Source organism: Sphingomonas degradans (assembly GCF_053502645.1).
Genome location: NZ_CP177172.1, coordinates 1,575,892 through 1,591,882, shown reverse-complemented (window position 1 = coordinate 1,591,882; position 15,991 = coordinate 1,575,892). Strand labels below are relative to the sequence as shown.

Below are 15,991 nucleotides of genomic sequence, written 5' to 3'. Positions count from 1 at the left end.
GTTCCTTTCGGAGTATATCGTGACCGACAAGCCCCTCGCCGACCAGATTGCCCTCGTCACCGGCGCCAGCCGGGGGATCGGCGCCGCCACCGCGCTCGCGCTGGGGGCGCAGGGCGCGCATGTGATCCTCACCGCGCGCACGGCGGGCGGGCTGGAGGAAGTCGAGGAGGCCATCCACGCGGCGGGCGGCAGCGCCACGATCGCGCCGATGGACCTGACCGAGAATGAGAGCATTTCCCGGCTCGCCGCCGCGATCGCCGAGCGCTGGTCCGCGCTCGACATGCTGGTGCTCAACGCCGCGTCGCTGGGCACGCTGAGCGCAGTGCCGGCGTTCGATTTCAAGGAATTCGCCAAGGTGCTGACGCTCAACGTCACCGCGCAGGCGGCGATCCTGGCGTCGTTCGATCCGATGCTGCGCCGGGCAAAACAGGCGCGCGTGATCGGCGTGACCTCCAGCGTGGGGCGGACCCCGCGCGCCTATTGGGGCATGTACGGTTCGTCCAAGGCGGCGTTCGACAATCTCGTCCTCACCTATGGCGAGGAAGTGCGCCACGTCTCCGGCATCCGCACCGCGATCCTCGATCCCGGCGCCACCCGGACCAAGATGCGCGCCCGCGCCTTCCCCGGCGAAGACCCGCAGACGGTCAAGGCGCCCGAAGTGGTCGCCGATCGCATCGCCGCGCTGATGCTGTCCGGGTTCGAGCCCGGCCATTTCGAGCGGGTTGGCTGACGCGCGCGGTCAGCGGGCAGCGGCGGCGTCGAACAGGCGATTGACGAAGGCGGTGCGGGCTTCCGAATAGGCTGCATCGCTCGCTTTCGGCGCCGCTGCGGAAATCGCGATGACGGTGCGGGTCTTCGGATCGACACGGATCGTCTGGCCGAAAATGCCGGTCGCGCCGAACCGTCCGCCCGGATAGACCCACCATTGATAGCCATAGCCATAGCCCGGCCGATCGAACCGCGCCTGGGCCATGGTGGACTGTGCGATCCAGCCGGGGGGCACGACGCCCTTCCCGCCCTGCAACGCGAACAGCCCCATGCGGGCATAATCGCGCAGGCTGACCGACAGGCAGCAGCCGCTGACTTCGGCGCCAGAGGGCCCGACCATCCAGAACGCATCGCGCTCCATGCCGAACGGCTTCCACACCTTGTCGCTGAGATAGGTCGCAAGCGGCTTGCCGGTCGCGCGCGTCACCAGCACCCCGATCAGGTTGGTCTCACCGGTCTTGTACACCCATTTGCTGCCCGGCGCGGTCTCGCGCGGCAGCTTGCGCATGTAATGGACCGTGGGGTCCTCCCCGGCGGGAACGGGCTCCAGGAACATGCGCGCGACGTCGGATTTGGGATCGGTATAGTCCTCGTTCCAGCGCACGCCCGACGTCATGGTAAGCAGCTGCGCGATGGTGACGCCGTCATAGCCGCTGCCCGCGAGTTCGGGGATGTAGCGCGTCACCGGCTCTTCGACCGACTTGATATAGCCGTCGCGGATCGCCGCGCCGACGAGCACCGAGGTGAAGGATTTGGCGACCGAGAAGCTCGTCCAGCGCCCCGTCGCGTCATAGCCCCGCGCATAGCGTTCCAGCCGGACCTTCCCGTCCTGGAGCACGATAAGCCCTGCGACATTCTGGGCGGCGATGAAGGCATCGATCTCGGCATCGGGCATCGCCAGCGGCTTGCCGGCGGGCAGTGCCCGGACCTTGGCCCCCGCGCGGACGATATGGCCGGGGAACAGCCGCTCCATATGCGGGAAATTGGCGTCGCGCTGCGCCTGGCTCCAGAACAGGATCTCGGCGCCGATCTTGCGCAGCCCGCTGGTGTCGTCGGCCTTGAGCGGCACGTCGGGGGAGACCACTGCCTGGGCCTGTGCCGGTCCGGCAGAGAGCGCCGCCATGGCCAAGGCAGTCGCCAGCATCCAGCGCTTCGTCATATCCTCTCCCCGTCCCGCACCGCGTGCGCGGCGTCGTGGCGCGAGTAGATCACTCCTCCGGCGTTTCGCCAAGCCCTTGAACGCGGGCGCTCAGCCGATGCCGCGCACCGCCGCCAGTGCCCGCTCGCGCGCTTCGCGATGGCCGATGATCTTGCGCGGATAGCCGCGCGGACGACACCCCGCCGCATCGGGATCGTGGATCGCGGCGTCGGACAGCCCGGCAAGCTCGGGCACCCAGCGGCGGATATAGCCGGCGGCGTCGAACTTTTCCGACTGGGTCAGCGGCGCCATGATCCGCACGAACATGTTGGAATCGATCCCCGTGCCCGCCGTCCATTGCCAGTTTACGGCGTTCGATGCGTAGTCCGCATCGAGCAGCGTGTCCCAGAACCAGCGCTCGCCCTCGCGCCAGTCGATCAGCAGATGCTTGATGAGGAAGCTCGCCGCGATCATCCGCACGCGATTGTGCATCCATCCGGTTGCCCAGAGCTGGCGCATCCCGGCATCGACAATGGGGTAGCCGGTGCGGCCCTGTTGCCACGCGACCAGATCGTCCGCGCTCGATCGCCAGGGCAGCGCATCGAACTTGTCGCGTGCGTTGCGGGCGCCATAGTCGGGGAATTGCAGGATGACGTTCTGCGCATAGTCGCGCCAGCCGATCTCGCCGAGGAAGGTCTCCACCGATCCGCCGGCGGCCATGGTGGCGTGCCAGACGGTGGCGGGCGATACTTCGCCGAAGTGCAGGTGCGGCGACAGGCGCGAGCTGCCCTCGATCGAGGGCAGGTTGCGCTGCGCGTCATAGCGGTTGGCATGGCGCGCGAAGGCCTTCAGCCGCGCTGCCGCGCCCTCCTCTCCCGGCGTCCATTCTTCCGCGAACTTCGTCGCCCAATTGGGGCGCGTCGGGAGCAGGGCCCAGTCCTCCAGACGGTCGGACGCCGGCCATTTCGCCGGTGCGGCAATCGCCTCCGGGCCATCGGCCGGCGCGGCGGGGGGCATCCGGTCGCGCAGCGCGCGCCAGAACGGCGTATAGATCTTGTACGGCGCGCCGCTGCCCGTGGTGATGCTGCCCGGCGGGGCAAGGTAATTGCCGTCATGGCAGACGAGGTCGAGCTGCTTCGCCACCGCGCGCTCGGCATTGCGCCACCACGGCTCGTAATGGCGCAGCGCATGGACGCGCCCTGCCCCCGTCTCCTCCGCCAGTTCCGCCAGCACCGCATCGGCCCGGCCTCTACGCAGGATCAGCCGCGATCCCCTTGCCCGCAACGCAGCGTCGAGCGCGGCCAGGCTGTGGTGCAGCCACCAGCGCGACGCGCCCCCCATCGCGCGGTGCCTGGGCGTCTCGTCGTCGAGGATATAGACCGGCACCACCGGCCCGCCCTGCGCGGCGGCGGCGAGCGCGGCCTGATCGGCAAGCCTGAGGTCGCGGCGGAACCAGACGATGCTGGTCATGCGCGATACGCCGTGCCGAGCGCGACGATCGAAGCAACGTGTCTGCGGGATACTTCCATCGCGTCGAGCCCATAGCCGCCGCCGAGCGCGCTTGCCAACGGCACGCCCCGGCGGGCGAACAGCGTCGCGATCCACTCGTCCCGCGCGATGAGCCCATCATAGCTGAGCGCCAGCCGGCCCAGCCGGTCGCCCGCCAGCGGATCGACGCCCGCCTGGTACAGCACGAGATCGGGGGCGAAACTTTCCACCAGCGGCACCAGCGTTTCGGCGAGCGTGGCGAGATAGGCGTCGTCGCCGGTCCCGTCGGGAAGACCGACATCGACGGTCGAGCGCGCCTTGCGCACCGGGAAGTTCTTTTCCGCATGGATCGAATAGGTCGCGATGTCCGGGCGTCCGGCGGTGAGCGCCGCGGTGCCGTCGCCCTGGTGCACGTCGCAATCGACCACCAGCACCCGGCGCACGCTGCCTTCCTCGGTCAGCCGCACCGCCGCGATCGCCAGATCGTTGAAGATGCAGAACCCCGCCCCGGTATCGGCCAGCGCATGATGGCTGCCCCCTGCGGTATTCGCCGCGAACCCCTGTTCCAGCGCGATCCGGGCCGCCAGATAGGTGCCGCCCGGCACGATCGCAGCGCGATGCGCGACCTCAGGCGTCACGGGAAAGCCGATGCGGCGCTCCTTGTGCAGCGGCACGCTGGCAGTCGCGACCTGCTCGACATAATCGGGATCGTGCACCGCCTCCAGCCAGGCGCGCGGCATCGCCTCGGGCTCGTGCCAAGCAAGCTGGTCGCCCAGTTCGCGCAGCAGGTCGCGGACCAGCCCGTTCTTGTTCCACTGATACGGGCTGCGCTTGGGCGCCGGCGCCACATAGGCGGGGTGATGGACGACGGGGATCATGGGGATGCCCAACATAGGGATTCCCCTTTGCCCCGGCGAGAGGCTACAGCCCCGTAGATGACCGATATTGCCTCGCTTCCCTATCGCCCCTGTGCCGGCGTGATGCTCCTCAACCGCGACGGACAGGTGTTCGTCGGCCAGCGGCTCGATTCGACGCTGGAGGCGTGGCAGATGCCGCAGGGCGGGATCGATCCGGGCGAGGACGCGCTGGAGGCCGCCTATCGCGAACTGTGGGAGGAAACCGGCGTCGCGCGCGGGCATGTCGAGCTGATCGCCGCCGCGCCGGAAGAGCTGTGGTACGACCTGCCCGACGATCTGGTGGGCAAGGTGTGGAAGGGCAAATGGCGCGGCCAGCGGCAACGGTGGTTCCTGTTCCGCTTCAATGGCAGCGATGCCGATGTGAACATCGAGACGGCCGAGCCGGAGTTCCGCGCGTGGCGCTGGATCGCGCCGAGCGAGCTGCCGGTGCTGATCGTGCCCTTCAAGCGGGCGCTCTATACCCAACTGCTCGACGTTTTTGCGGAGCATCTCGTCTGATCCGCCATTTTAACGCCCCATTGCCAAGGATACCGAGCCGGTCATGCGCGCCCTGCTGATTGCCCTGCCCCTTTTGCTCGCCAACGCCAACGCCGAGGATCCGAAGATCCCGCCGACGCTGAAGGCGATGCTCGACGCGGCGATGGAAGCGGGGAATGAGAACGACGTCGCCGTGCTGGTGAAGTACGCCCGCACCGCCGCGCCCGAAAGCGCGGACCTGGTGACCAAGATCGCGTCGGACTGGCGCGCCGACCGGCAGGCCAAGGCCCAGCGCAAGCTGCGCGAGGCGGATTTCTTCGATCTGGTGAAGGGGCGCGCCGAATTTGCCGCCTATCTGACCGAGGGCAATACCCAAAACTTCGGCGTATCCACCTCGGTCGAGGTGCGGCGCGAGGCGCTGGCGTGGCGGCACAAGATCCGGTTGCAGGGCGATTACCAGAAGAGCCTGGGCACGGTGACGCGCGAACGGTATCTGGCGGCCTATGAGCCGAACTGGAAGTTCGACGACCGGGCGTATCTGTACGGCGCCGCCCAGTATGAAAGCGATCGTTTTTCCGGCTTCACCGATCGTATCTCGATCTCGTCGGGCGCGGGCTATAGCGCGATCAAGAGCAAGGACGTGAAGCTCGACCTGGAACTGGGGCCCGCCTATCGCCGGACCCATTTCATCAATGCGGAAAACGAAAACAACATCGCCGCGCGCGGCTCGATGGATTTCGACTGGAAGCTGACGCGGGGCATCACCGTCCACCAGAATGCGTCGGCCTATGTCCAGGATGCCAACAGCACCGTTTCGTCGAAATCGGCACTGCTGGCGAAGCTGATCGGCCCGCTCTCGGCGCAATTCTCGTACACGCTGCAATATGAAAGCCGCCCGCCAGCAGGACGGCAAACGGCGGACACCACCAGCCGCGCGGCGCTCGTCCTCGATTTCTGATCGCCGGGCGCCACAGCCACAGGGCATGGCGCGCGGAACGGACGCTATGCCACGGGGGTGTTCAACGCGCGCCGGTTCGCGCTACGATCCGGCGATGACCGAGCTTTCCCCGATCGAGCGCGCCGTGATCGACCGTGTCGCGACGGCCCCCACGCTCGCGCGGACCGAGGCGTGGATGGCGATCAACAGCGGCACCCGCAACCTGGCCGGAGTTACCCGGATGGGCGAGACACTGGCCGACGCCTTCGCCGTGCTGCCGGGCCGAGTCGCGCTGGTCGACCCTTCCCCGGTGGAAAATGTCACGCCGGACGGACGGACCGAGGCGGTGGCGCATGGGCGACACCTGCACGTGTCGGTGCGGCCCGAGGCGCCGGTGCAGCTGCTGCTGACCGGCCACATGGATACGGTGTTCGGCGCCGACCATCCGTTTCAGCACGCCCGGTGGCTGCCCGACGGCACGCTCAACGCGCCGGGTGCCGCCGACATGAAGGGCGGGCTGGCGCTGATGCTCGCGGCGCTGGAGGCCGTGGAGACGAGCCCGCTGGCGGCACGGATCGGCTATGACGTGCTCATCAATTCGGACGAGGAAACCGGCTCGTTTTCGTCCCGCGCGCTGATCGAGCAGGTCGCGCGCGGCAAGGTTGCGGCGCTGACCTATGAGCCCGCTTTGCCCGACGGGACACTGGCGGGCGCGCGGGGCGGCACCGGCAATTTCTCGCTGATCGTGCGCGGGCGCAGTGCCCATGCCGGACGCAATCCCGAGGACGGGCGCAACGCGCTGGTCGCGGCGGCCGACCTCGCGCTGCGGCTGGCGGCGGCGCGGGCGCCGGGGCTGGCGGTGAACCCGGCGCGGATCGACGGCGGCGGGCCGAACAATGTGGTCCCGGACCTTGCGATCCTACGCGTCAATTTCCGCCCCCACGATGCAGAGTCGATCGCAGCGGCGCAGGCGGCGCTGGACGCGGCGGCGGCGGCAGTGCGCGCGCTCCATGACGTCACCGTCGAGGTCCATGGCAGCTTCAATCGCCCCCCCAAGCCCATCGACCCCGGCGCCGCGCGGCTGTTCGCGCTGGTGCGCGAAGCGGGCGCCGCCCTGGGCATCCCCATCGCGTGGAAGGACACCGGCGGGGTGTGCGATGGCAACAACATCGCCGCGTGCGGCGTGCCCGTGGTCGACACCATGGGCGCGCGGGGCGGCGCCATTCATTCTGCGGAGGAATTTCTGATACCCGACAGCCTGCCCGAACGTGCCGCGCTTTCCGCGCTGACCCTGCTGCGCCTTGCCGAGCGGGGTCGGCCATGAGCTTCGTGATCCGCGCGGCGCGCGACGAGGACCTCCAGCATCTGTACGAAATGGCCAAGCTGACCGGCGGCGGCTTCACCAACCTGCCCCCCGAGCGCGATGCGCTGCGCGCCAAGCTGGCCCGCAGCCACGCGGCGTTCGAGCGCCCCGACGATGGCGGCGAGCATGACGATTTGTTCGTGATGATCCTGGAAAACACCCGCACCGGCGACGTGCGCGGGACGAGCCAGATCTTCACCCGCGTCGGCCAGACCTGGCCCTTCTACAGCTATCGCATGGGCACGGTGACCAAGCACAGCCGCGAGCTGAACCGCACGTTCCGCGCCGAAATCCTCAGCCTGGTCAACGATCTGGAAGGCTGCAGCGAAGTCGGCGGGCTGTTCCTCCACCCGTCCGAGCGCGCCGGGGGACTGGGGATGCTGCTCGCGCGCAGCCGCTATCTGTTCATCGCCCGCCATCGCAGCCGCTTTGCCGACCGGGTGCTGGCGGAGCTGCGCGGGGTGATCGACGAAGCGGGCGGATCGCCCTTCTGGGACGGTGTCGCGGGGCGTTTCTTCGGGATGAATTTCCAGCAGGCGGACGAATTCAACGCCACCCATGGCAACCAGTTCATCGCCGACCTGATGCCCAAGCATCCGATCTACACCGCGATGCTCCAGGAGAGCGCGCGCTGCGTCATCGGGCTGCCCCATCCATCGGGCCGGGCGGCGATGCGGATGCTGGAGAATGAAGGCTTCGCGTTCGAGAACTATATCGACATCTTCGACGGCGGCCCGACGATGACCGCGCGGACCGATCAGGTGCGTACGATCCGCGACGCCCGCACCGCGACCGTCGAGGCAATCGCACCCGGCGGCACGCCCGCGCTGGTCGCGACCGGCCTGCTCGCCGCGTTCCGGGCCACGCATGGGACGTTGACCGAGACCGGCGAAGGCCTGGTGACGATCGACGCCGACGCGGCGGCCGCGCTGGGCATCGGGCCGGGCGACGAAATCGCCTATGTGGTGCGGTGATGCGGGTCGAGATCAATTTCGACGGGATCATCGGGCCGAGCCATAACCTTGCGGGATTAAGCCCCGGCAATCTGGCGGCGACGCGCAACCGGGGACAGGTGTCGCACCCGCGCGCCGCCGCGCTGCAGGGCATTGCCAAGATGCGCGCCAATCTGGCGCTGGGACTGCATCAGGGCATCCTGCTGCCCCATGCCCGCCCGGACCATCGCTGGCTGGCGCGCCTCGGCACGCGCTATGCCGAGGCGCCCGCGCATCTTCAGGCACAGGCGCTGTCCGCGTCGGCGATGTGGGCGGCGAATGCGGCGACGGTTTCCCCCGCTGCCGATACGGCCGACGGGCGCTGCCACCTGACGGTCGCCAACCTGGTCACGATGCCGCACCGCAGCCATGAATGGCCCGAGACGCTGGCGCAGCTGCGCCTCGCCTTCGCCGATCCCGCCTTTGCCGTGCACGGCCCCGTTCCCGCGCCCTTTGGCGACGAAGGTGCGGCGAACCATATGCGGCTGGAGGCGGCACCGGGCGCGCCCGGCGTGGAGATATTCGTGTACGGCGTGGCGGGCGGCCCCTTCCCCGCGCGCCAGCATATCGAGGCAAGCCGCGCGATTGCGCGCCACCATGGGCTCAGCCCGCAGCGGACCTTGTTCATCCAGCAATCGGAGGCCGCGATCGCGGCAGGCGCTTTCCACAACGATGTCGTCGCGGTCGCCAACGGTCGCGTGCTGTTAGCGCATGAACAGGCTTTCGAGCACCGCGCGCAGTTCCATGCCGACCTGCGCGCCGCGATGCCCGAGGTCGAGATCGTCGAAGTGCCCGCCGCTCGGGTGAGCCTGGCCGACGCGATTGCCTCCTATCTGTTCAACGCGCAGCTGGTGACCCTGCCGGAAGGCGGCATGGCGCTGATCGTGCCCACCGAGGCGCGCGACACGCCAGCGGTGTGGGACTGGCTGACTGCGCATGTCGCCGGTAACGGCCCGATCCGGCGAGTCGAGGTAGTCGATGTCCGCCAGTCGATGGCCAATGGGGGCGGCCCGGCCTGCCTGCGCCTGCGCGTGGTGGCAGACCCGGCAACGGTCGATCCGCGCTTCCTGGTGGACGACGCGCGGCTCGACCGGATCGCAGAGATCGTCACGCGCCACTGGCCCGAGGCCATCGCACCCGACGCGATCGGCGACCCGGCGCTGCTCGCGCAAATCGAGGGCGCGCGCGCGGCGCTGCTCACCGCGCTAGACCTCGAGGCGCTGGTGCAGCCGCCGGGACTGTCGGGTTAACTTACAGTTAAGCATGTTCGCAAAGGGCGGTTTCCCGGAAATCCGCCATTGGTCCGGCCCTTGCAGGGTGCCGGGCATGCTGCACCGCCTGCGCCGCCTCTTCACGATCAAGACCAAGTTTGAGGCCTATCTGATCATCTATGGCCTCGGCACCGGGGCGGTGGAGCGCGGGATGCACTATCTGGAGCAATATCCCGGATGGGGCGGACGCGCGCTGTTCCTGCTGTGCCCGGTGGCCGTGTTCATGGCGGGGGCCAAGATCCTCGACAGCTTCGACGTGCCGCGCTGATGGGAGTGCCCTGAAAAACAAACCCCCGCCGAGCCGGCGGCTCTGGCGGGGGATGTTGGTGCGCCCGGAACGATTCGAACGTCCGACCCTCAGATTCGTAGTCTGATGCTCTATCCAGCTGAGCTACGGGCGCCAGGAGAGGCGCTGTTAGACGGCAATTCGCGGAAGCGCAACCGCGCATTGCATGGCTTTCGCATATCTTTCGGTGCGCGGTGCGAAATCGGGGAAAGTGCGGGAAATCGGCGGCAAACGCCTGAAAAACAAACCCCCGCCGAGCCGGGTGGCTCTGGCGGGGGATGTTGGTGCGCCCGGAACGATTCGAACGTCCGACCCTCAGATTCGTAGTCTGATGCTCTATCCAGCTGAGCTACGGGCGCCGGGAGACGCGCTGTTAGATGGCGAATCGTGGGAGCGCAAGCCCGTTGCGCATAGTTTTCTTGGCGCATAGAGCGATTTCATGCGCAGCCCCCTTCTCCTCGCCGTGATCGCCCTTGCCGGCTGCACGCAGAGCCCCGCCACTTATCCCTCCCTGCTCCCGCGTCCGATCGAGACGCAGAGCCTGGCCGAGCCGGTGCGTCCGGTCGCCGCCGCCACGCCCGACGTGACGCTGGATACCCGGCTCGCCGAAGTCATGGGATCGATCGAGAAAGCGAAGCAGGCCTTCGACGCTTCTGCGCAGAAGGCCGAATCGAAGATTGCGGTGGCGCGGGGCCTGCCCGCCGGGTCCAGCCCGTGGCTGGATGCCCAGGCGGCACTGAGCGAACTCGAATCGCTCCGTGCGCCGGTGCTGACGCGCCTGTCGGACCTCGAGCAGATGGTGATCGAACGCGGCCAGGCCGGCCAGCCGCCCTACCCTGCGCTCGACGCGGCGATCCAGTCGACCAACGCGGTGCTGGCGGCGCAGGACGCCCGCATCCGCGCGCTGGAATCGGGAATCGCAGCCGCTTAAGCTGTTTGGGAGCGCGCCGGCACCGCCATTAAAACAGCCGCTTAATCCTCCGCCATCGCCGGATGCAGCACGCGCATCACGGCCAGCACCGACGCGTAATCGTCGGTCCAGCCGGTGAAGCCCGGTGTCGGCGTCAGCGGAGTCCAGCTGCGATTCGGCACCGTCAGCGCCGCCACCATCGCCGGGTCCTTCGACAGCGCGATCCAGTCGGACACGCTGGCCTCGTCGCGCTTTTCCAGCGCGCTGGGCGAATAGATCATCCGCGCCGCGTGCCAGCCGCCACGCTCAGCCGCCGCCGCCACGACCGGCGCCAGCGCGAGGAAGCGGTTCGAGATGTGCACCAGCAACAACCCGTTGGGTGCCAGCACCCGGCCATAGGTGTCGAACGCCTCCGCCGTCATCAGGTGCATCGGCACCGCGTCCGACGAAAAGGCATCGAGCGCGAGCAGGTCCAGGCTCCCGGTCGGCGCCTCTGCCAGCCGCACGCGGGCGTCGCCCACCGCGACATCGGCATGCGGCAGGCATTGCGGCAGGAAGGTGAAGCGCCCCGAATCGCGCGCCAGCTTCACGATCGCCGGGTCGATCTCGTAGAAGCGCCACTTCTGACCCGGCTGCGCGTAGCAGGCGAGCGTGCCCGAGCCCAGCCCCACCACGCCGACGCGGGCGCCGGGGCCGTACAGCGTCGGCAGCGCCAGCATCGCCTGCCCCACGCCCGACCCTGCGACATAATAGGTGGTCGGCAACCGCGAGCGCGCGCCCAGCAACTGGATGCCGTGCACGGTCGTACCATGCGCCAGCCGGCGCTCCCGCGCATCCTCGGTGACGGTATAGACCCCGAAATAGCTGCGGGTACGCGCGTCGGACAGCGACATCTGGATCGAACGATAGCCGCCGAACAGGAACAACCCGCCCGCCAGCGCGATCAGGAACGGCACGCGCGCACCGATCGCCAGCAGGCCAAGCACCGCGACGGCGACGAATGCGATCTGCTCGTTCATCTCGCCGAGCATCGCGCCGGGGTTGGCGATGCCGATCAGCACCACCACCGAAACCGCCAGCGCGAACGCCAGCACCTTGATCCGATAGGCCTGCCCCCCGCCCTGCCAGAGGCGCCCGATCACGGGCAACAGCGGCCGCTGCACCGCCAGCGCGCCCGCCGCCAGGATCAGCAGCGGATATTCATAGGTCCAGTCGAACACCACCGGCGCCAGTAGCCCGGAGAAGACACCGCCCAGCGCCCCGCCCACCGACATCGCCAGATAAAAGCCCGTCAGCCGGTCCGGCGCGGGGCGCAGCGCGTACATCCGGCTGTGCAGCGCGACCGAAACGAGGAACAGCAGCGCCAATCCGATAAACGCGTTGGCATAGGCAAGCGCCTGATGCCCGGCGATCAACGTCGCTCCGAACAGCAGCAAGATGACCGGCGTGAACTGGCTAAGGACGTCCGGCAGCGTCCGATCGTCGCGGAACGCCACCGAGAAGCTCAGCAGATACAGTCCCAGCGGCAGCACCCACAGCATCGGAACCGCGACGATATCGGTCGTCAGGAACGTCGTCGTCGCCAGCATCAGCCCCGACGGGACAAAGGCGAGCGCGATCCAGTGCGCCACGCGCCGCGCGCCTGCCGGCGCGCTGCTATGCGCGACATGCGGCTCGCCCCCCATCCGGCGGGGCAGCATCGTCGCGCAGGCGGCGACCAGGACGAACACCAGCGCATAGCCGATCGTCCACAACAGGCTCTGCCCCTTGAGCGCGAGCCCAGGCTCGACCAGCAGAGGATAGGCGATCAGCCCGCCAAAGCTGCCGATGTTGGAGGCGGCATACAGCGCATAGGGATCGCGCCCGCCACTCGCCACGCTGTACCAGCGCTGGAGCAGCGGTGCCTGCGCCGAAATCGCGAAGAACAGCGGGCCGATCGAGGCACCGAACAGCCACGGCACCCAGAATGCCGGCTCGGCATCGGCGGGCAATTCCATCGCGGTCAGCCCGATCGGCAGCCACAGCGCCGCGACCGCGAGCACGGCAAGGTGTATGCCCGCCTGCATCCGCGCCGGCACCCGCCCCAGCGCATGGGCATAGGCATAGCCGCCCAGCAGCAGCGCCTGATAGACCAGCATCGCCGAGTTCCACACGGCGGGCGCGCCGCCCAGCCGGGGCAGCGCCATCCGCGCGACCATCGGCTGGACGAGGAAGAGCAGGAACGATCCCGAAAGGATCGCGAGCACAAACAGCCAGTGCGTCGCGCGGCGCGGCGCGGACCCTGCCCCCGTTGGATCGCTCATGCGCGTCGCGTCGTCGCGACGGGCGCGGCGGCGCCTATGGAACCGGAATGGACGAACGCGGGCGGCAGAGGGGCTTGCATGGGCGGCAGGCAAGCAGAATGCCCCGGCCAAGTAAAGCGCAGCCGTTCAGGGGCGCGCGATCCGATAGGTGACGTGGGCACGCAGCGCATCGACCGCGAGCGGGTGATCGAAATCCTCGTCGGGCATGTATTGCATCCCCAGCCGCGTCATCAGGCCCCGGCTGCGCAGATTGCCCGTCGTCGTGATCGCCGCGACCTGATCGATCCCGCCGGCCCAGCCCCATCCCAGGCTGACCTGCGCCGCCTCGCGCGCATAGCCCTGGCCCCAGAAATCGGGCGCGAGCCGCCAGCCGATCTCGACATCGCCCGCGATCGGCGTGTCTGCGGCCCCCGGCTTCAGCCCGCAAAAGCCCAGAAACGCGCCGTCCGCGCGCCGCTCGATCGCCCAGAAGCAATAGCCGTGCAGGTCGTGAAACCCGTTCTGCCGATCGATCGCCGCATCGCTCTGTTCGCGCGACAGATGCGGGCCCAGAAATTCCATCACGCGCGGATCGTTGCACATCGCGTGGAACGGCGAGCGATCGCGGTCTTCCCAGCGGCGCAGGAGCAGGCGGGGCGTCTCGATCATGGCACGGGTCTCTGGATGGCGAAGGTCACCGTCTGCCGAAGCGGGTCTCCGGCGGCGAAACTGGGATGGTCGAAATCGCCATCGGCAAGCCGCGCCATGCCCAGCCGCTGCATCACTGCCTGGCTGCGGGTGTGGCCGGCGCCGGTGATCGCGACGATGCGGTGCGCCGGCGTATGCAGCCAGCCCCAGTCCAGGCTGGCGCGCGCGGCCTCGACCGCAAGGCCCTGCCCCCAATAGGCCCGGGCGAAGATCCAGCCGATCTCCACATCGTCCGCGATCGGCGTATTCGGGGCGCCGGGCTTGAGCCCGCAAAACCCCGCGACCGCGCCCTCGTGTTCGACGACCCAGAAGCCCAGCCCGCGCTCGGCGCGATAGCCCGCATGGCGATCCAGGCTTGCGGCGGCAGTCGCCGGGGTCGCTGCCGGGTTGAGGTCGCGCATCGTCACCGGATCGCTGAGCATCGCGATCAGCGGGGCGCGGTCCTCCGGCCCCGGCGGCCGCAGCCACAGCCGCTCCGTGCGGATCACGCGCCCATCAGCCGCGCGGCAAGCGGCGCGTGATAGGTCAGCACGCCCGAGGTGCCGGCGCGCTTGAACGCCATCAGCGTCTCCAGCACCAGCGTGTCGCGATCCCCCGCGCCCACTGCGGCCGCCGCCTCGATCATCGCATACTCGCCCGACACCTGATAGGCGAACACGGGTACTTCGAAGGCATTCTTCACACGGACTATGATGTCCAGATAGGGCAACCCCGGCTTCACCATGACGCTGTCCGCGCCTTCCGCCAGGTCGAGCGCGACTTCGCGCAGCGCTTCCTCGGCATTGGCGGGGTCCATCTGATAGGTTTTCTTGTCGCCCTTCAGCAGCCCGCGCGAACCCACCGCGTCGCGGAACGGGCCATAGAAGCCGCTCGCATATTTCGCGGCATAGGCCATGATCTGGACGTTGACGCGGCCATCTGCCTCCAGCGCATCGCGGATCAGCCCGACGCGGCCGTCCATCATGTCGCTGGGTGCGACGATGTCCGCCCCCGCCTGCGCCTGCACCAGTGCCTGTTCGGTCAGCACCGCCGCCGTGACGTCATTGAGCACATAGCCGCGATTATCGACGATCCCGTCATGGCCGTGGCTGGTATAGGGATCGAGCGCCACATCGGTCAGCACGCCGATATCGGGCACCGCGTCCTTGATCGCGCGGATCGCGCGGCACATGAGATTGTCGGGATTGGTCGCCTCGCGCCCGTCGTCGCTGCGCAGCCCGGCGGGGGTGTTGGGGAACAGCGCCAGGCAGGGAATGCCCAGCGCCGCCGCCTCGCGCGCACGATCGACCACGCCCGCCAGCGACCAGCGCGACACGCCGGGCAGCGAGGCGATCGGCTCCTCCTCGGTCCCCTCGGTGACGAACAGCGGCCAGATCAGGTCGGCAGGCGTCAGCACGTTTTCGGCGAACATCCGCCGGCTCCAGGCGGCGGCACGGGTGCGGCGGAGGCGAAGCGCAGGATAGTGAGTCATGCGGGGTTACTGCTCCCCCATCGCCGGCTAGGCAAGCACCAGCGGAGCGTTACACTTGCGAAAGCGTTAGGCGGCTCTGCACTGAACGAAAGCGCGTTTTCCATGACCAGCCCGACCGCCATCATGATCGTCAACACGAAGTCGCGGCACGGACAGGCGTGGTTCGACCGGGCGTGCGCGCGGTTCAAGGCGCTGGACTTCGCGGTCGAAGCTCATGCGGTGGAGGACCCGTCGAAGCTCGACTCGACGGTCGCACAGGCGGTGGTGCGCAACCCCGAGTTGCTGATCCTGGGCGGCGGCGATGGGACGATCAGCGGCAATGTGGACGCGATGGTGGGTCGAAGCATCCGGCTTGGCGTGCTGCCGCTGGGCACGGCGAACAGCTTTGCCCGCTCGCTCGGCATCCCGCTCGACGTCGACGGCGCGGTGGACACGATCGTCAACGGCCGGGCGCGGCGGATCGATCTGGGCCAGATCGATGACGATTATTTCGCCAGCACCGCCGCGATCGGCCTGTCCCCCAAGATCGCCGAGACTGTGCCGCATGGCGTCAAGAAATACTTCGGCCGCGCCGGCTATCTCGCCTGGGCGGCGATCCAGTTCGCCCGCTTCCACCCCTTCACCCTCATCGTCGGCGAGGGCGCCGACCAGCGCCGGCTGCGCGTAGTCGAAGTCCGCATCTCGAACGGCCCGTTCCATGGTGGCACCGAACTGGTCGACGAGGCCCGCGTCGACAGCGGCGAAATCGTGGTGCAGGCCGTGAAGGGCCATGTGAAGCGCCGGCTGGTGCGCAACTGGGCGGCATCGGTGCTGCGGCTGGATGCGCGGCACGACGATACCGAGACGTTTCGCGGCCAATCGATCCGCGTCGCGACCGAGCCGCCGTTGCCGATCTCGATCGACGGCGAAGTGCTGGCCAAGACGCCGGTGACGGCACGGATCGCCGCGGGCGTGATCGAAGTGATGGTGCCCGCCGCCTGACC

The 15,991-nt window shown here is 68.6% G+C and carries 16 protein-coding genes and 2 tRNA genes; 9 read left to right on the top strand and 9 right to left on the bottom strand.

The features are described from left to right. The first annotated feature begins 19 nt into the window (after positions 1-19). On the top strand, positions 20-730 hold the full coding sequence (locus tag ACG3SL_RS07155) for an SDR family NAD(P)-dependent oxidoreductase (protein WP_448664447.1): 711 nt from the start codon (positions 20-22) through the stop codon (positions 728-730). A gap of 9 nt (positions 731-739) precedes the next feature. Here the strand turns inward: ACG3SL_RS07155 and ACG3SL_RS07150 are convergent, their stop codons facing one another. From ACG3SL_RS07150 to ACG3SL_RS07140, 3 genes are all read right to left on the bottom strand, one after another. Beyond that, positions 740-1,927 (bottom strand): serine hydrolase domain-containing protein, encoded by a 1,188-nt coding sequence (locus tag ACG3SL_RS07150; RefSeq protein WP_448664446.1) that lies wholly within the window; start codon positions 1,925-1,927, stop codon positions 740-742. A gap of 90 nt (positions 1,928-2,017) precedes the next feature. Continuing rightward, a complete protein-coding gene (locus tag ACG3SL_RS07145; RefSeq protein ID WP_448664445.1) occupies positions 2,018-3,376 on the bottom strand; it encodes a cryptochrome/photolyase family protein in 1,359 nt (452 codons plus the stop codon). Continuing rightward, on the bottom strand, positions 3,373-4,272 hold the full coding sequence (locus ACG3SL_RS07140; protein ID WP_448665087.1) for a histone deacetylase family protein: 900 nt from the start codon (positions 4,270-4,272) through the stop codon (positions 3,373-3,375). The genes ACG3SL_RS07145 and ACG3SL_RS07140 overlap by 4 nt, the downstream gene beginning before the upstream one ends. A gap of 57 nt (positions 4,273-4,329) precedes the next feature. Between ACG3SL_RS07140 and ACG3SL_RS07135 the strand changes: the two genes are divergently transcribed. The 6 genes from ACG3SL_RS07135 to ACG3SL_RS07110 all read left to right on the top strand — a co-directional run bounded on the left by ACG3SL_RS07135 (position 4,330) and on the right by ACG3SL_RS07110 (position 9,619). Continuing rightward, positions 4,330-4,809, top strand: coding sequence for an RNA pyrophosphohydrolase (locus tag ACG3SL_RS07135; protein ID WP_448664444.1), 480 nt, complete (start codon positions 4,330-4,332; stop codon positions 4,807-4,809). 43 nt (positions 4,810-4,852) lie between these two features. Beyond that, the gene (locus ACG3SL_RS07130) at positions 4,853-5,746 is read left to right on the top strand and encodes a DUF481 domain-containing protein (protein ID WP_448664443.1); all 894 of its coding nucleotides are present in this window, start codon (positions 4,853-4,855) and stop codon (positions 5,744-5,746) included. Between the two features lie 94 nt (positions 5,747-5,840). After that, positions 5,841-7,049 (top strand): hydrolase, encoded by a 1,209-nt coding sequence (locus tag ACG3SL_RS07125; RefSeq protein ID WP_448664442.1) that lies wholly within the window; start codon positions 5,841-5,843, stop codon positions 7,047-7,049. Then, positions 7,046-8,062: an arginine N-succinyltransferase gene (locus tag ACG3SL_RS07120; RefSeq protein WP_448664441.1), complete on the top strand. Its 1,017-nt coding sequence runs from the start codon at positions 7,046-7,048 to the stop codon at positions 8,060-8,062. The genes ACG3SL_RS07125 and ACG3SL_RS07120 overlap by 4 nt, the downstream gene beginning before the upstream one ends. After that, entirely contained in the window at positions 8,062-9,330 is a 1,269-nt protein-coding gene (locus ACG3SL_RS07115) for an N-succinylarginine dihydrolase (RefSeq protein ID WP_448664440.1), read from the top strand. Before ACG3SL_RS07120 ends, ACG3SL_RS07115 begins: the two co-directional genes overlap by 1 nt. 76 nt (positions 9,331-9,406) lie before the next feature. After that, positions 9,407-9,619 (top strand): hypothetical protein, encoded by a 213-nt coding sequence (locus ACG3SL_RS07110; RefSeq protein ID WP_448664439.1) that lies wholly within the window; start codon positions 9,407-9,409, stop codon positions 9,617-9,619. A 56-nt stretch (positions 9,620-9,675) separates the two neighbouring features. Here ACG3SL_RS07110 and ACG3SL_RS07105 read toward each other — a convergent pair. Next, positions 9,676-9,752 (bottom strand) — tRNA-Arg (locus ACG3SL_RS07105). A 167-nt stretch (positions 9,753-9,919) separates the two neighbouring features. Beyond that, a tRNA-Arg gene (locus ACG3SL_RS07100) sits at positions 9,920-9,996 on the bottom strand. Positions 9,997-10,076: 80 nt separating this feature from the next. Between ACG3SL_RS07100 and ACG3SL_RS07095 the strand changes: the two genes are divergently transcribed. Then, positions 10,077-10,568, top strand: a complete 492-nt coding sequence (locus ACG3SL_RS07095) for a hypothetical protein (protein WP_448664437.1) — start codon at positions 10,077-10,079, stop codon at positions 10,566-10,568. 41 nt (positions 10,569-10,609) lie between these two features. Here ACG3SL_RS07095 and ACG3SL_RS07090 read toward each other — a convergent pair whose 3' ends face one another. The 4 genes from ACG3SL_RS07090 to hemB all read right to left on the bottom strand — a co-directional run bounded on the left by ACG3SL_RS07090 (position 10,610) and on the right by hemB (position 15,008). Then, a complete protein-coding gene (locus ACG3SL_RS07090; protein ID WP_448664436.1) occupies positions 10,610-12,850 on the bottom strand; it encodes a spermidine synthase in 2,241 nt (746 codons plus the stop codon). Positions 12,851-12,976: 126 nt separating this feature from the next. Then, positions 12,977-13,498: a GNAT family N-acetyltransferase gene (locus tag ACG3SL_RS07085; RefSeq protein ID WP_448664435.1), complete on the bottom strand. Its 522-nt coding sequence runs from the start codon at positions 13,496-13,498 to the stop codon at positions 12,977-12,979. After that, on the bottom strand, positions 13,495-14,025 hold the full coding sequence (locus ACG3SL_RS07080) for a GNAT family N-acetyltransferase (protein ID WP_448664434.1): 531 nt from the start codon (positions 14,023-14,025) through the stop codon (positions 13,495-13,497). The genes ACG3SL_RS07085 and ACG3SL_RS07080 overlap by 4 nt, the downstream gene beginning before the upstream one ends. Further along, complete coding sequence (hemB, locus tag ACG3SL_RS07075) at positions 14,022-15,008, bottom strand: porphobilinogen synthase (RefSeq protein WP_448664433.1); 987 nt, start codon at positions 15,006-15,008, stop codon at positions 14,022-14,024. The genes ACG3SL_RS07080 and hemB overlap by 4 nt, the downstream gene beginning before the upstream one ends. Positions 15,009-15,110: 102 nt before the next feature. Between hemB and ACG3SL_RS07070 the strand changes: the two genes are divergently transcribed. Beyond that, positions 15,111-15,989 (top strand): diacylglycerol/lipid kinase family protein, encoded by an 879-nt coding sequence (locus ACG3SL_RS07070; protein ID WP_448664432.1) that lies wholly within the window; start codon positions 15,111-15,113, stop codon positions 15,987-15,989. Positions 15,990-15,991 lie beyond the last annotated feature (2 nt).

Bases quoted from the DNA above. Each gene is read 5' to 3' on its own strand.
- ACG3SL_RS07130 (WP_448664443.1), top strand. From the start codon at position 4,853: ATGCGCGCCCTGCTGATTGCCCTGCCCCTTTTGCTCGCCAACGCCAAC.
- ACG3SL_RS07120 (WP_448664441.1), top strand. From the start codon at position 7,046: ATGAGCTTCGTGATCCGCGCGGCGCGCGACGAGGACCTCCAGCATCTG.
- ACG3SL_RS07145 (WP_448664445.1), bottom strand. From the start codon at position 3,376: ATGACCAGCATCGTCTGGTTCCGCCGCGACCTCAGGCTTGCCGATCAG.
- ACG3SL_RS07150 (WP_448664446.1), bottom strand. From the start codon at position 1,927: ATGACGAAGCGCTGGATGCTGGCGACTGCCTTGGCCATGGCGGCGCTC.
- ACG3SL_RS07085 (WP_448664435.1), bottom strand. From the start codon at position 13,498: ATGATCGAGACGCCCCGCCTGCTCCTGCGCCGCTGGGAAGACCGCGAT.
- ACG3SL_RS07125 (WP_448664442.1), top strand. From the start codon at position 5,841: ATGACCGAGCTTTCCCCGATCGAGCGCGCCGTGATCGACCGTGTCGCG.
- hemB (WP_448664433.1), bottom strand. From the start codon at position 15,008: ATGACTCACTATCCTGCGCTTCGCCTCCGCCGCACCCGTGCCGCCGCC.
- ACG3SL_RS07070 (WP_448664432.1), top strand. From the start codon at position 15,111: ATGACCAGCCCGACCGCCATCATGATCGTCAACACGAAGTCGCGGCAC.
- ACG3SL_RS07090 (WP_448664436.1), bottom strand. From the start codon at position 12,850: ATGAGCGATCCAACGGGGGCAGGGTCCGCGCCGCGCCGCGCGACGCAC.
- ACG3SL_RS07115 (WP_448664440.1), top strand. From the start codon at position 8,062: ATGCGGGTCGAGATCAATTTCGACGGGATCATCGGGCCGAGCCATAAC.
- ACG3SL_RS07140 (WP_448665087.1), bottom strand. From the start codon at position 4,272: ATGATCCCCGTCGTCCATCACCCCGCCTATGTGGCGCCGGCGCCCAAG.
- ACG3SL_RS07110 (WP_448664439.1), top strand. From the start codon at position 9,407: ATGCTGCACCGCCTGCGCCGCCTCTTCACGATCAAGACCAAGTTTGAG.
- ACG3SL_RS07135 (WP_448664444.1), top strand. From the start codon at position 4,330: ATGACCGATATTGCCTCGCTTCCCTATCGCCCCTGTGCCGGCGTGATG.
- ACG3SL_RS07095 (WP_448664437.1), top strand. From the start codon at position 10,077: ATGCGCAGCCCCCTTCTCCTCGCCGTGATCGCCCTTGCCGGCTGCACG.